The sequence below is a fragment of the Pseudactinotalea terrae genome, assembly GCF_009733845.1.
GTDB lineage: Bacteria > Actinomycetota > Actinomycetes > Actinomycetales > Beutenbergiaceae > Pseudactinotalea > Pseudactinotalea terrae.
In genome coordinates this window covers 662,366-676,367 of sequence record NZ_WNXZ01000002.1, presented here as the reverse complement: position 1 = coordinate 676,367, position 14,002 = coordinate 662,366, and the positions used below count along the sequence as shown (strand labels likewise).

14 protein-coding genes are annotated in these 14,002 nt (G+C 70.6%); 4 read left to right on the top strand and 10 right to left on the bottom strand.

Going from position 1 to position 14,002, the window contains the following annotated elements:
• Positions 1 to 42: 42 nt before the first annotated feature.
• The 3 genes from GPA03_RS10590 to GPA03_RS10580 form a co-directional block, all read right to left on the bottom strand.
• Positions 43 to 1,335 carry an ABC transporter substrate-binding protein gene (locus GPA03_RS10590; RefSeq protein ID WP_156251934.1) on the bottom strand — a complete coding sequence of 431 codons (1,293 nt, stop codon included), beginning with the start codon at positions 1,333 to 1,335 and terminating at the stop codon, positions 43 to 45.
• A 68-nt stretch (positions 1,336 to 1,403) separates the two neighbouring features.
• Complete coding sequence (locus GPA03_RS10585; protein ID WP_156251933.1) at positions 1,404 to 2,102, bottom strand: FadR/GntR family transcriptional regulator; 699 nt, start codon at positions 2,100 to 2,102, stop codon at positions 1,404 to 1,406.
• Positions 2,103 to 2,184: 82 nt separating this feature from the next.
• A complete protein-coding gene (locus GPA03_RS10580) occupies positions 2,185 to 3,378 on the bottom strand; it encodes a DUF4185 domain-containing protein (protein WP_156251932.1) in 1,194 nt (397 codons plus the stop codon).
• Positions 3,379 to 3,497: 119 nt separating this feature from the next.
• On the opposite strand from GPA03_RS10580, the gene hisN reads away from it, so the two are divergent.
• Positions 3,498 to 4,310: a histidinol-phosphatase gene (hisN, locus tag GPA03_RS10575; protein ID WP_156251931.1), complete on the top strand. Its 813-nt coding sequence runs from the start codon at positions 3,498 to 3,500 to the stop codon at positions 4,308 to 4,310.
• Here the strand turns inward: hisN and GPA03_RS10570 are convergent, their stop codons facing one another.
• From GPA03_RS10570 to GPA03_RS10560, 3 genes are all read right to left on the bottom strand, one after another.
• A complete protein-coding gene (locus GPA03_RS10570; protein ID WP_156251930.1) occupies positions 4,311 to 4,763 on the bottom strand; it encodes a DUF6912 family protein in 453 nt (150 codons plus the stop codon). It abuts the gene before it with no gap.
• A gap of 87 nt (positions 4,764 to 4,850) precedes the next feature.
• Entirely contained in the window at positions 4,851 to 6,089 is a 1,239-nt protein-coding gene (locus GPA03_RS10565; RefSeq protein ID WP_156251929.1) for a CpaE/TadZ family protein, read from the bottom strand.
• 2 nt (positions 6,090 to 6,091) lie between these two features.
• Positions 6,092 to 6,712 carry a CpaB family protein gene (locus tag GPA03_RS10560; protein ID WP_156251928.1) on the bottom strand — a complete coding sequence of 207 codons (621 nt, stop codon included), beginning with the start codon at positions 6,710 to 6,712 and terminating at the stop codon, positions 6,092 to 6,094.
• 180 nt (positions 6,713 to 6,892) lie between these two features.
• Between GPA03_RS10560 and GPA03_RS10555 the strand changes: the two genes are divergently transcribed.
• Positions 6,893 to 7,105, top strand: coding sequence for a helix-turn-helix domain-containing protein (locus tag GPA03_RS10555; RefSeq protein ID WP_156251927.1), 213 nt, complete (start codon positions 6,893 to 6,895; stop codon positions 7,103 to 7,105).
• 11 nt (positions 7,106 to 7,116) lie between these two features.
• Here the strand turns inward: GPA03_RS10555 and GPA03_RS10550 are convergent, their stop codons facing one another.
• Positions 7,117 to 7,623: a hypothetical protein gene (locus tag GPA03_RS10550; protein WP_156251926.1), complete on the bottom strand. Its 507-nt coding sequence runs from the start codon at positions 7,621 to 7,623 to the stop codon at positions 7,117 to 7,119.
• A 124-nt stretch (positions 7,624 to 7,747) separates the two neighbouring features.
• On the opposite strand from GPA03_RS10550, the gene GPA03_RS10545 reads away from it, so the two are divergent.
• The gene (locus GPA03_RS10545) at positions 7,748 to 8,464 is read left to right on the top strand and encodes a LysM peptidoglycan-binding domain-containing protein (RefSeq protein WP_156251925.1); all 717 of its coding nucleotides are present in this window, start codon (positions 7,748 to 7,750) and stop codon (positions 8,462 to 8,464) included.
• Complete coding sequence (locus GPA03_RS10540; protein WP_156251924.1) at positions 8,461 to 8,964, top strand: Rv3235 family protein; 504 nt, start codon at positions 8,461 to 8,463, stop codon at positions 8,962 to 8,964. Before GPA03_RS10545 ends, GPA03_RS10540 begins: the two co-directional genes overlap by 4 nt.
• 24 nt (positions 8,965 to 8,988) lie before the next feature.
• Here the strand turns inward: GPA03_RS10540 and secA are convergent, their stop codons facing one another.
• From secA to hpf, 3 genes are all read right to left on the bottom strand, one after another.
• Positions 8,989 to 11,844, bottom strand: a complete 2,856-nt coding sequence (gene secA, locus GPA03_RS10535; RefSeq protein WP_156252026.1) for a preprotein translocase subunit SecA — start codon at positions 11,842 to 11,844, stop codon at positions 8,989 to 8,991.
• A 109-nt stretch (positions 11,845 to 11,953) separates the two neighbouring features.
• On the bottom strand, positions 11,954 to 13,186 hold the full coding sequence (locus GPA03_RS10530; RefSeq protein ID WP_156251923.1) for a winged helix-turn-helix domain-containing protein: 1,233 nt from the start codon (positions 13,184 to 13,186) through the stop codon (positions 11,954 to 11,956).
• Positions 13,187 to 13,325: 139 nt separating this feature from the next.
• Positions 13,326 to 13,979, bottom strand: coding sequence for a ribosome hibernation-promoting factor, HPF/YfiA family (hpf, locus tag GPA03_RS10525; RefSeq protein ID WP_156251922.1), 654 nt, complete (start codon positions 13,977 to 13,979; stop codon positions 13,326 to 13,328).
• Between the last annotated feature and the right edge of the window lie 23 nt (positions 13,980 to 14,002).

Sequence of the window (14,002 nt, the reverse complement as noted above, 5' to 3'; positions counted from 1 at the left end):
GGGCCGGTCGCACCCCTGCCCGGGGGCGCGACCGGGGTGGTCCTACTGCTCGGCCCAGTAGGCGTCAGCAGCTGCCTGGATGGCCTCGAGGTGTGCCATCGGGTCGCCGTTGTTCGTGACGAACGCGCCGAACTCCTCCGAGGCCACCGTGTAGATCGGGACCGGCGTGGCCTCCAGCCAGCGCTTCTGGATCTGGAAGTCGGGACCGGTCACCTGGCTGACGACCGCGGACAGGGCCGGGTCCGGGGACTCGACGTTGGGGTTGAACGAGACGTCCCCGAAGGCGTCGGTCCACGCGTTCTGCGCGTCGACACCCATCCACCAGGCGCTGTAGTCCAGCGCGGCCTGCTCGTTGGCGCTCCCGGCACCGACGCACAACGGTCCGGTCTCGACGATCGCCTGCTGCGAGTCCAGGTCGGGGTTCACGTTGGGGATCGCGAAGATCCCGTAGTCCTCGTCCGGGACCATGCCGAGCGCGTTGAGCTGGCCGGTGAAGAAGGTGCCGAAGTTCGCCATCGCGACCTCACCGGTCTGCAGCAGGGTCTGCGGGTCGGTGGTGACACCCGGGTCGATGAAGTACCCGTCGGTCTGCATCTGGTGCCAGACCTCCATCGCCTCGACGATCGCCGGGTCGGTGTAGGAGACGCTGCCGTCCTGCAGCCCGACGTAGGCCTCGGGGTCGGAACCTGCGACGACGGTCTGGAACCACACGAACTCGAAGATGAAGTTCATCTGGTGGAACGGCACCACGCCGTTGTCCACGAGGGTCTGGGCGTTGCCCATGAGCTCGTCCCAGGTGGTGGGGACCTCAAGTCCGTTGTCGGCGTAGACCTGCTTGTTGTAGTACATGACCCAGTAGACGACGTTCAACGGCACGCAGTACTGCTTGCCGTCGTAGGTGTAGTTCTCGATCAGACCCTCGGGCACGTCACCGTTCTCGGCGGCGGCCTCCCACAGGTCGGTGGTCTCGGCCACCAGGCCCGCTTCGACAAGCTCGCCCAGCTGGCCACCCGTGTGCCAGGTGAACAGGTCCGGCTTGTCGTTGGTGCGGAACGCCTGCTTGATGAACGCGTCGTAGGCGGCGGCGTCGGAGTAGCCGGTGAAGCTGAGCGTCGACTGGTCGGCTGCCTCCGAGGCGGCGTTCATCTCGTCGAACTGCGGCTCCCAGGCCGCCTTGTCGGTGAAGAAGCCGAGCTCGGTGGGCTCGACATCGCCACCGCCGTTGCCGCCGCCATCGCCGTCGCCGCTGTTGCCGCCGCCTCCGCAGGCGCCGAGCAGCAGCGCCGCCGACGCCACGGTGGCCATGAGTGCGGCCTTGGTCTTGTGTTGCTTCATTCCTCGCACCTCTTCGTGTGGTGAGTGATGGTCCGCCGGATGTCCGCCGGACCTGGGTCGTGATGTGGTCAGGGGGTCTCGCCGCGCGAGCGGATGACGTCGATGACGCTGTCCAGGTGCTCGGCCACGGCGGCATGTGCACCGGCGGAGTCACCGGCCACGATCAGGGCACGGATGTGCGTGTGCTCCTCGAAGTCCTCGGCGGCGTCACCGTGCAGGGCGAGGATCGCGCGCTGGTCCTCGGCGTGCACCAGCACGACCGAGTCCAGCACCTCGGCGAGGATCGCGTTGCCGGTCGTGGCAGCGATCGCGCGGTGGATGTCCAGGTTGGTCCGCCAGAGCTGACCGTCCTGGGCAGCGACCTGCCCGCGAGCGACCTCCAGCACGTCGTCGAGCCACGCGAGGCCCCGCTCGTCGCGGACCTCGGCGGCGAGCCTCGCCATCTCGGGCTCGAGCGCCCGACGTGCCCGGAGCAGCTCGACGAGCTGCTCCAGGTCGGAGCGCGGCAGCACCGGGTTGACGAGCACGCGACGCCCGGCGTTCGGCCCCACGTACACCCCGGATCCGTGCCGAAGCTCGACGATTCCGATGCCTTCCAGGCGTCGCAGCGCCTCCCGCATCGTCGGCACAGCGACGTTGAACCGCAGCGCGAGCTGCTTGACGCCGTCCAGCTGGTCGCCCACGACGAGTCCGCGCTCGGCGACGATGCTCATCACACCGTCGGCAAGCTGGCTCGAGAGGGTCGAGCGCGCCGGCACCGTCGTCATGCAAGTGATCTAATCACTTGCTCACTGGATCACTCAACTCCTGCTGGCAACCGTTGCCGATTCGTGACCTCCCGGCCCCCGACTACCTCGAAGGCTCGACGTCGACCTCGATCTCCACGAAGCGCGGTCGGTAGATCGAGGCATCCTCGTACAGCTCGCTCGAGTCGAAGCTGTTGACGTTGTAGGTGACCAGGATCGTGTCGCGCGTACGCAGCTCGGGGTGCTCGTGCGCGTTGTAGGCCCAGATGTTCGGGTTGCCGTAGCTGCCGAGCGCGCCGACCTCGGGCATCTCGTACACCAGGCCGGCGGGCTGGAACGGCCCGGTCGGCGAGCAGGATGTGTAGGCCACGATGTTGCGGCTGAACAGCTCGTTGGTGTCCTGCGTGATCAGCAGGTAGCCGTCGCGGAACTCGGTGACGCTGTACTCGTTCGCGACACCGGCCATGACAGCCACGGTGTCGGTCTCGGAGTCCGACCAGCCGCTGCCGGTCCAGTACTCCCAGTCGCCGGTGAGGTCGGTGCCCCGCACGCGCGCGATGTGCATCGACTTCACGAGGCCCTCGTCGTCCACGCCGTAGATGTAGGTGTACTGGCCCCAGCCGTGGCCCTGCGGCTCGGCGATGTAGCTCCCCCACTGCACACCGGACTCCGACGGCAACGGCGTCAAGCTCTCGAGCTCGAGCGTGCGGCCGTCGAAGGTGGCGAGGTGGTTGCTCTCCCAGCCGAAGTCGAACGCACCGCCACCCCCGTACCAGAACCGCAGCGCGACGAGCTGGATGTCGCCCTTCTTGGTCGCGAGGCCGTCACCCACCCAGTACCAGCCCGACGGCTCGTCGGTGGGCGGGGCGATCAACGAGGTGCCCTCGGGACCGGTGACCGTGCTGAGCCGGTCCCGGTTGTCCTGCACCACGAAGCTGTTGTTGAGGAACGGCGAGTCCAGGGGGCGCGAGCCGTCATCGGCCACCTCGCCGAGGAAGGTGTCGGAGAAGACCCAGGCGATCTTGCCACCGCGCATCGGGATCGAGTAGGTCGAGTCGCCACCGGTCCACTCCCCCGCGGTGTTGGCGTAGGTCGTGAACATCTCGGTGAGCTCGGGCTCAGGAGCGCCGTCGAACGTCAGGGTCGACTCGACCAGCCGACAGCTGTCCTCGTTCCCGCCTCCTTGTCCGTGTCCGTGGCCACCGCCGGCTGCCGCCGGGCTCGCGGCTACCAGGCCGAGACCGGCCACGAGCGCAGTCACACCGATCCCGGTTCGAAGACGTCGGGCACGCACCATCAGTACAGCTCCTTCGCTGGAGGGTGTGCACCCGCGGACGAGCATGCCCGCTCACCCGCCTCGCGGTCAACCCCGAGCACGTCCCGGGTCCGGGGCGTCACCTCGGCTAGCGTGTCGGCATGGAGTCCACCCCCGCGGCGCAGCGCCGGTACGACGACGACCTGCGCCTCGCTCATGTGGTGGCGGACCAGGTGGACGCCCAGACGATGGCGCGGTTCAAGGCTCAGGACCTCACGATCGAGACCAAGCCCGACACCACGCCCGTCACCGACGCCGACCGCACGGCCGAGGAGATCGTCCGCAGCCAGCTCTCCCGCACCCGCCCGCGCGACGCGGTGCTGGGCGAGGAGTTCGGCGTCACCGGGCACGGTGCGAGGCAGTGGGTGATCGACCCGATCGACGGCACGAAGAACTTCGTGCGCGGGGTGCCCGTGTGGGCCACCCTCATCGCCCTGGTCGACGGCGACGACCCGGTCGTCGGGGTGGTGAGCGCCCCGGCGCTCGGCCGCCGCTGGTGGGCGGGCCGCGGCTCAGGCGCCTGGACCGGGCGCTCGCTCTCCACCGCGACCCGGATCGCCGTCTCGGGCGTCACCTCCCTCGACGACGCCTCGCTGTCCTACTCGAGCCTGTCCTCGTGGACCGCCGCCGGCATCGGCGAGGAGTTCCGCGACCTCGAGTCCCGGTGCTGGCGCAGCCGCGCCTACGGCGACTTCTGGTCCTACATGCTGGTGGCGGAGGGCGCGGTCGACATCGCCTGCGAGCCCGAGCTCGAGCTGTACGACATGGCTGCGCTGGTGCCGATCGTCGTGGAGGCGGGCGGGCGGTTCTCCTCGCTCACGGGTGAGGACGGCCCGTACGGCGGCAACGCCGTGGCGACCAACGGCCATCTCCACGACGACGTCATCGCCGCGCTGGCCGCCCGCGCCCGCTGATCAGGAGCCCTGCAGCAGCGCCCCCAGCTCGTCCCGCTCGCTCACGTCGAACCACAGCAGGTCGAGCTCGCCTGCCTTCTCGATCGCCTCCTCGTCGCCTCCGACGGCGGCGCTCACCAGCGCAGCAGCCTCGCCGTCGGCCGGGTCGTCGACATGAAAGCTCACGACGGCGGACCACGGCACCTGGGGTGCACTCACCTGTGTGATGTCCTCGCCCGGGATGGCCTCTGCGGCACCGACGTCGGCGGCGATCACGAGCCGTACCGGCACGTCGGCCCCGGTCAGGAGCGCGAGCGAGGCGTCCGCGGCCGCCAGGAACGCGGGCACCTCGAGGTCCTCCTCGGACTCGGTCGGGTTCGAGCTCCGCAGCGCCGGCGTCACCGCGTGCGCCGGGCGCGCTGCGAGGAGCTCGGCCGACAGGTCCGCCGCGGTCGCAGGGAGGTAGATCCGCATGGCCCGAGCCTAGTGACCGCCGCGTGGCGGCTGGCACGAAGTCCACGCGCGGGCGCTGCGTCGCCATCTGCGGGCGGGCGGCATGGATCAGCGGCGCCGCCGGCGGCGCGGCCGCGTGGGCGCCGCGACTCCGGTGAGCCGCTCGGCGAGCGCAGCGTGGGCCTCACGAGCAGCTGACTTCGGGGCGATCTCGGTGAGGGTGGCGCCGGCGAGGCATGCCTTGTCGAGCGCCGGCCTGTCGTCGGGGATGATCAGCACGTCGTCGACGCCCGCGAACCGGTTGAGCGCCTCCCGCACCGAGTCCCCAGGTCGCGGACCGGCCGCCTCCGAGCGCACCCGGGTGACCACGACGTGTCGCCGCGCGGGCACCTCCGAGCGGCCGTCGAGGTCGAGCAGCGTCTGCACCAGCCGCTGGATCCCGATCGGCTCGGCCGCCCCCACCACGACCAACGCGTCGGCCTCAGCCATCGCCGAGGCCGTGACGGCGTTGCGGCGCGCACCGAGCACGGCGTCGAAGCCGCCCACGCGATCGTCGTCGGGCACCCAGACGCCCGCCTCGACGACCACCCAGTCGGCCAGTCGGCGCGCCGGGGCCCACACCGCGTCGATCCCCGCTCCCGAGACCTCGCGCCAGCGCGAGGACCGTGGCAGTCCTGGCAGCACGAGAAGGTTCTCGTTCACCTGCGCGCACAGGCGCAGCAGCGACGTGGGCTCGAGCGTTCCCTGGTCGGCAGCCCGCACGGCCGCGGCGATGCCCGCGGACTCCTCGAGCAGCCCGAGCGAGGGCGCGATCGCGGCGCCCCAGAGGTCCGCGTCGATGAGCAGCGCCCGCTGGCCGGCGGCCGCGATCTCGGCCGCCAGGTTGATCGCCACCGTGGTGCGACCGGGCGCACCTGCAGGACCCCAGACCACGACCAGCCCCCCGGGCGGCCGCTCCGGCTCCGTCGGCTCGGCTTCTGCAGCGATCTCCGCGATGGAGGTGGGGACAGCGGCAGCTGCGGCACCCACGGCGGCCACGATCGCAGCGACCCCCTCGTCGGCGGCGACGGCAGCGGCACCCATAGAGCCGTAGCGCTGGAGGTCGTCGCTCTCGCAGACCACGACCGTGCTGGTGCCCGCCTGCGCGAGCCGCGCGACCAGCGAACGATCCGGCTCGAACCCGGCATCGACGACGGCCACCGATCCCAGCCCGGCGAGCGCGGCGGCCACCAGCTCAGCCATGTCCGCGCACCGTCGCACGACCACCAGGTCACGGGCAGCGTCCACGCCTGCGACGGTCGCCTGCTCCAGATCGCCGGTCAGCGCGACGAGCACACCGTGACTCACGTTCAGCCGACTCCGCCGCCGAGCACCGGCACCACGGTGATCTGCCCCTCGGCGGTGAGCGCCGCGAGCACGACGGGCAGGTCGTCGGAGCTCACGAGCACCTGTACCTGCACAGTGTCCGACCCGGCGAACACCGAGGTGTCGGCGTGGACCTCGCGAACCTCCACGTCGTCCACGAGCAGCTCGGGCGGCAGCAGCGTTGCCTGCGTCGACGCACCAGGATCGGGCATCGCGACCCACAGCTCGACGAGACTGCCCGCGGTCACGATGTCCTGCATCGCGGCGGGCATAGCGATCTGCACAGGCCGCAGCTCGAGCGCGTCGGCCGAGCCCACCGAGGCGAGCGGCACGAGCTCCCCGGCGCTCACGGTGCGCGTGACCACCGCGCCGGAGAGGTCGGCGCCGGGCACGAGGTAGAGGTCCTCGACGCCGTCGAGCCGCACCTGGACCACCTGCAGGTCGTCGACATCGATCGCGTCGCCCGGTGTCAGCACGGCGTCCGTCTGGTACACCTCGACCGTGGCGTCAGCGCTCGAGACGGCCCAGGACCCGAGCGCCACCGATGCCACCACCAGCAGGATCCCGACGCCGAGGCGTGGGTCGCGCCAGCTGGGTCTGCGCATCCTGCTCGCGCCGGTATCCGTCACCGCTGTCCCCTTCAGACTGTGATCGTGCGGTCATTATGGGCCACAGCGCACGGCGGTGCACCCCGTCGTCCACAGGCGTTCACGACGCGAGGCGTCATCCACACGTCCGCGACGCGTCGGTGACGGCGACTGGCGCGAAGGTGCAAGACTTCGGCCATGGAGCCACGCTTCTTGTCGCTCGCCGATGTCTGCGAGGTGCTGCAGGTGCCGATGCCGACGGTCCGCGCACTCGTGCGCAGCGGTGAGCTGCGGGCGATCCAGGTCGGCGGCAAGGGCACCTGGCGTGTCGAGCGCAGCGCCCTCGAGGCGTACATCGAGCACAGGTACGCCGTCGAGGAGCAGCGCCTGCGCGACGAGTCCCACAGCTGAGGAGTCCTGCGTCAGCGGGATGACACGCTCAGCAGGGCGGGCCACGGGATCGTCAGGATCCCCGTGGCTGCTGCGACGTCGACGTGGTCGGCGCCCACGCGGACCAGCAGCCCGGCGTAGTCACCGCCCCGGGTGCTGACGACCACGTCCTGACCCTCGCCGGCGAGGCCGCGCAGCACGTGCCCGAGCCCGAGGCCGCGCTCGATCGGTCCTGGTGCGGGCGCCGCACCGCCCAGCGGCCACGCGAGCGCGATCGCGCTCACGGGCACCAGATGACGCCGCTCGCCCTCGGCGAGCAGCACCCACTCGTGGGCGACATCGCTGACCATCCCGACACGGTCGGAGCCGTCGGCCAACCGCACCGACAGCGGGGCGCCTCGGCGCGCCCGCAGCCGGTCGGCGAAGCGCGTGCCGGCCGCCTCGGCCTCCGCGAGGTCTCGGATCTCCGCGTCGTCATCGGCGCGCAGCTCGGCCTCCCACTGCGCCTGCAGGTCAGCAAAGAGTGAGTCCCACCGCACGCGCTCACGGTAGGGCACGCGACATGTGGCAGCCACGCGCAGGCACCCAAGATCTAGACACGAACGAGCATGAGTGATAGGAACTGACATGAACTGACACGCTCTACATGATGAAGGAGCCCAGATGCGACGCAGGTTCGCCGGCGCAGCGGCACTCGCGCTCGCCAGCGCCATCGGCCTGACACTGCTGCTCGACTCGCTGCAGCGAGCTGCTGGCTCAGCGATTCGCACCCCCGACGCAGCCGTGGCACTGGGCGTGCTGGCGATCGGCGCGCTGCTCCTGGCCTGGTACCTCGCGACAGCGGTCGTCGCACTGGGCTGCCTCGCTGCGCGCGCCGCCGGGCACGCCTGGAGCCACGGCGAGCGTCGGCTCAGCGTGCTTGGTGCCCCGCTGGCTCGCCGCCTGCTGCTCACGGGCAGCAGCGCGGCCGTGGTCGCCGCCGCTGCGCTCTCGCCAGCCGTCGCCGCACCCGAGCCCGCTCCGGCTGACCTCGGCCCCGCCGTCACGCTCGCCGACGATCTGGGCTGGGGCGCCGACGACGACACGGAGGGTGCTGCCGAGGCGCCCAGCGGGTCCCCCGACGAGCAACCTGTGCCCCCGGGACCGGCAGAGCCGGCGTCGTCCTCAACCACGACGACGAGCCACACCGTGACCACTGGCGACTCGCTGTGGCGCATCGCCGAGCAGCACCTGCCCGAGGGCGCCACGGACGCCGACATCGCGCTCTCGTGGCCGCGCTGGTACGAGCAGAACCTCGACGTCGTCGGGGACGACCCCGATCTCATCCACCCCGGTCAGGTGCTCACCGCACCGGACCCCTACCGTCAGGAGGAAGCGTGAGTCTGCTCGCCGCCGAATCGATCACCGACGCCGTCCCCGCCTCGCCCGAGCTGCGGCCGGCGCACCTGCACGAGCTACGTCCCTGGGACCGGATCGCGTTCCGGGCGCCCGGGCCGGACCGAGACGACCGCGTGCCCGATGCACCGCCGCTGGTGTGGCCGCGTCCGCTCGTCCAGGACCTGCCCGAGCCGGGATCCTGGTGCGGCACGCTGGTGCGGACCTGCGTCGAGGTCCTGCTCGGCACCCGGCCACCGGCGCAGCTGGCCCGATGGCTCACCGCCGAGCTGTACGAGATGCTCAGCCACCGTGCGGCCGCCGGGGCCGCGCTGCCGACCACGGCACACCGCGTCCGGCTGCTCCGCGTGCACACCTGCGCGATCGATGACACCCACCACGAGGCGTCGGTGGTGCTCCACGACGGTCGCCGAGTCCGGGCCGCTGCCATCCGCATCGAGGTGCACCGCGGTCGTTGGCGCGCGACCGCGCTCGAGATCGGCTGACCGCCGACCTCAGCCGCTCGTCGATCAGCGCTTGCCCTTCTTGGCCTGCTTCGCGGCGCGACGACGAGCCTCACGGTTCGCGCCTGCCCCACCACTCGAGCCGGCGGTCGCACCACCCGCAGGCTTGGCGGCGCCCCGGGCGGATCCGGTGACCTTCGTGCCGCCGTCACCGTCACCGGACGGCGCCGAGTATGTCAGCTGGCCCGGACGCTGCGGCGTCCCACCCAGACCCAGCGGGTCGGACGCCGGTGCGGCCGGCGGGATCGACTTCGCACCGGCGCGGCGGCCCTGGGGCTGCTTCGGGGCGACCCGCTTGGTCGGTGCGGCCTCGACAGGTGCGACCCCGACCGGCGCGTCCTCGACAGGTGCGTCCTCGACGTCGGCAGGCGCGTCCTCGGTGCCGTCAGCGCCGGGCACCTTGACCTCGAGGTTGAAGAGGAACCCGACGACCTCTTCCTTGATCGCCTCGTCCATCGCCTGGAAGAGCTGGAAGCCCTCACGCTGGTACTCGACCAGGGGGTCGCGCTGGGCCATGGCACGGAGCCCGATGCCCTCCTTGAGATAGTCCATCTCGTAGAGGTGCTCGCGCCACTTCCGGTCGACGACCGAGAGCACCACACGCCGCTCGAGCTGGCGCATGATCTCGGAGCCGAGCTCGGCCTCGCGGTTCTCGTAGGCGATCTTGGCGTCAGAGACGAGCTCGTCGACCAGCTGCTCCCTGCTCAACCGGGTCAGCCCGCCGACATCCTCGATGACCTCCTCGAGCGTGAGCGACACGGGGTAGATCTGCTTGAGGTCGGTCCAGAGCTGCTCGAGGTCCCACTCCTCCGGGACACCCGCGACCGTCGCCTCTTCCACGACGTTCCTGATGACGTCCTCGCGGAAGGAGGCGATCTGGTCGGCGAGGTCCTCGCCGTCGAGGACACGCCTGCGCTCGGCGTAGACGACCTCGCGCTGACGCGACAGCACGTCGTCGTACTTGAGGACGTTCTTGCGGATCTCGAAGTTGCGACCCTCGACCTGGCTCTGCGCGCTGGCGATGCCTCGCGAGACCATCTTGGACTCCAGCGGCAGGTCGTCGGGGTAGCCCGGCGCGTTCATGAACCGCTCGGCGAGCCCGGCGTTGAACAGCCGCATCAGGTCGTCCTCGAGGGAGAGGTAGAACCGCGACTCCCCCGGGTCACCCTGACGACCGGATCGACCACGCAGCTGGTTGTCGATGCGTCGCGACTCGTGCCGCTCGGTGCCCAGCACGTACAGGCCACCCAGCTCGGTCACCTCGTCGTGCTCGGCGGCCACCGACTTCTTGGCCTCCTCGAGGGCCGCGGGCCAGGCAGCCTCGTACTCCTCGGGGTTCTCGACGGCGTCGAGGCCCATCTGCGTCATCGCCTCGATCGCGATGTGCTCGGCGTTGCCGCCGAGCATGATGTCGGTGCCGCGGCCGGCCATGTTGGTGGCGACGGTGACGGCGCCCTTGCGACCGGCCATCGCCACGATCGCGGCCTCGCGCGCGTGCTGCTTGGCGTTCAGCACCTCGTGCGGGACACCCTGCTTCTTCAGCAGCTTGCTGAGCAGCTCGGACTTCTCCACGCTCGTGGTGCCCACCAGCACGGGCTGGCCGTCGGCGTGCCGCTCGACGATGTCGGCGACGACCGCGTCGAACTTCGCGGACTCGTTCTTGTAGACGAAGTCGGGCTGGTCCCGGCGCACCATCGGGCGGTTCGTCGGGATCGGCACGACGCCGACCTCGTAGGTGTTCGCGAACTCGGCGGCCTCGGTGGACGCGGTGCCGGTCATGCCCGCGAGCTTGTCGTACAGGCGGAAGTAGTTCTGCAGCGTGATCGTGGCGAACGTCTGGTTCTCCGCCTTGATCGCCACGCCCTCCTTCGCCTCGATCGCCTGGTGCATGCCCTCGTTGTACCGGCGCCCGGGCAGCACGCGGCCCGTGTGCTGGTCGACGATGAGAACCTCGCCGTTGTTGACGATGTAGTCCTTGTCGCGGGCGAACAGCTCCTTCGCCTTGATCGAGTTGTTGAGGAACCCGATCAGCGGCGTGTTCAGCGACTCGTACAGGTTCTCGATCCCGAGATGGTCCTCGACCTTCGCGATCCCCGGCTCGAGCACGCCGACGGTGCGCTTCTTCTCGTCGACCTCGTAGTCCTCGTCGCGCCGCAGCCGCTTCGCGACCCGAGCGAACTCCGCGTACCACTTGTTGATGTCGCCGGACGCAGGCCCGGAGATGATCAGCGGGGTGCGCGCCTCGTCGATGAGGATCGAGTCGACCTCGTCGACGATCGCCATGTTGTGGCCGCGTTGCACCAGCTCCTCGGCGCTCCACGCCATGTTGTCGCGCAGGAAGTCGAAGCCGAACTCGTTGTTCGTGCCGTAGGTGACGTCAGCTGCGTACTGCTCGCGCCGCACGTCGGGCTTCTGGCCGGAGACGACCGTGCCCGTGGTGAGGCCGAGGAACCGGAACACCCGGCCCATCAGGTCGCTCTGGTACGAGGCCAGGTAGTCGTTGACCGTGACGACGTGGACGCCCTTGCCCGAGAGCGCGTTCAGATACGCCGGCAGCAGCGCGGTCTGGGTCTTGCCCTCACCGGTCTTCATCTCGGCGATGTTCCCGAGGTGCAGCGCCGCGCCGCCCATGATCTGGACGTCGAAGTGCCGCTGGCCCAGGGTCCGCTTGGTCGCCTCACGCACGACGGCGAACGCCTCCGGGAGCAGGGAGTCGAGCGTGGCGCCCTCGGCGATGCGCTTCTTGAACGAGTCGGTCTCGGCGCGCAGCTCGGCGTCGGAGAGGTCGACCATGACGTCTTCGAGGGCGTTGACCTGCTGCGTGAGCCCGGTCAGGCGCTTGAGCACACGGCCCTCGCCCATGCGAAGGATGCGATCGAGAACGGACACTGAGTCTCCTGGTGCTGCTGGGCGAGATGCGACTGACTGCCGACCATCGTACGTGCGGGCCCACCCCGTGCGCTGCGCTGCCTCACAGAGCGCGAGCGAGCGCACCCACGAGAGAACCACGAGCGCCGTCGGCGATCTCGATCCTCGACAGACCCAGCCACCGGGCGCACTCACCCAGCTCCTGGGCCATCTCCGAGGCGATCGTCGACGCAGCGGGGCCTTCCTCCTCCATGAACGCGGTACGCACCACGAGGGTTCCGCGGGACCGGTCCGCCTTGAGATCGGTGCGGCCCGCGAACTCCTCGCCGAGCAGGAACGGCAGCACGTAGTAGCCGTCGGTGCGCTGCTCCGCGGGCGTGTAGATGCCGATGCGGTAGTGGATCCCGAACAGCTCGAGCAGCCGGCGGCGCTCGAACACCAGCGGGTCGAACGGTGCCAGCAGCGCGCGCGCCTGCGTGCGGCGCGGGAGCGCAGCCTCGGCGTGCAGGAACAGCGGACGCTTCCAGCCGGTCACCTCGACAGGTTCCAGCACCCCGCTCTCGACGAGCCGCGCCACCGCTGCCGCTGTCTCGGCTGTGCTCATCCGGAAGTAGTCGGCGAAGCAGCGCACCGTCCCGATCCCGTGCGCCCGCGCCGCGAGCTCCACCAGCCTGGTCTGCGCCTCCCGCTCGTCGAGCTCTGGGGCGTCCGCGAGCGCGGGAGGCAGCACCCGGGACGTGAGGTCGTAGGCGCGCTCGAACTGCGACGTGCGGTGCGCCACGGACAGGTCACCGGTGAAGAAGCAGGCCTCCAGCACCTGCTTGGCCACCGACCAGTTCCAGCCCCAGTGGTCCTTCGGGCCGCGCTCGTGCCCCAGCAGCTCGTGCATCTGGGAGGCCGTGATCGGGCCTTGCTCGGCGACGACGTCGAGCACGTGGGCGTAGACCTCCGGGTGCTTCTGGCGAACGCGAGCGGGGAAGCCGCGTTCGCCGGCGCGGCGCATCCGGAAGCGCAGCAGCTGGAACGTCTCGGGCGGCACGTAGGCCGCCACGTGCGCCCACGACTCCACCAGGCGCCGCGGCCTGGCCGGGGTGCCGCGCGAGGCGCGGTCCATCAGCTGCGGGTCGTACGGACCGAGCCGCGCGAACGCGGGCAGCAGATGGGCGCGTGCGATCACGTTGACCGAGTCGATCTGGAACAGCCCCACCCGATCGATCGTGCGTTGCAGGTGCGCCATCGTGACCGGGCCGCTGGGGCGTGCCTGTCTCCCGGTGCGCGCGAGCCCCTGCGCATGGATCGCCACCCGGCGCGCCTGGGCGAGGCTGAGCGTGCGCATCGTCGAATTTCTGCTCGTCACCACCGCCCCACTATGGCCCCGACCACCGACATCCGTGCCGCCGAGCGCCTCGGCCTGTCGTCGAGCTCGTCCGGAGCACCCGGCGAGCTCGACGACGGGGACGAGCCTTCGTCGACGCTCAGGCGGACTCGACCGCCATGGCCGGGTGGGTCGTCGCGTTGAGCCGGATGACGCCGTAGGTCCACCCCTTGCGGCGGTACACGACCGCGGGCTGGTGGGACTCCGCCTCGACGAAGAGGAAGAACGGGTGCCCCACGAGCTCCATCTCGGCCACCGCGTCATCGACCGTCATCGGCGTGGTGTCGTGAACCTTCTGCCTGATCACCACCGGCGAGTCGCCGAGCTGCCGCTCGACGGCGACGCCCGGCTCGAGCGGGCCGCTCGGCGCCTCGTCCTCCACCTCGGTGGACATCATGTCCTCCGGCATCGGTGGCGGGACGTGCTCGCCGTGCTCGCCGCGCCCGTGGTGCCGAGACTTGCGCCGGTCCTGGTGCCTGCGGAGCCGTTCCAGCAGCTTGGCCGTAGCCATGTCGAGCGCGGCGTACCTGTCGGAGGCACTGGCCTCCGCGCGCACGATCGGTCCCTTGGCGCGAAGCGTGAGCTCCACGCGCTCGGCGACCTCCGCCATGCGTGGGTTCGCCTCGTGCGTGACCTCCACGTCGACGCGCTGGGCGTAGGGCTGCAGCTGCCCTACCTTGGCGAGCTTGGCTTCCACATGCCTGCGAAAGCGCTCCGGTACCTCGGTGTGTCGGCTGACGACCACGATCTCCATGGTGATCCAGATCCTCCGTGATG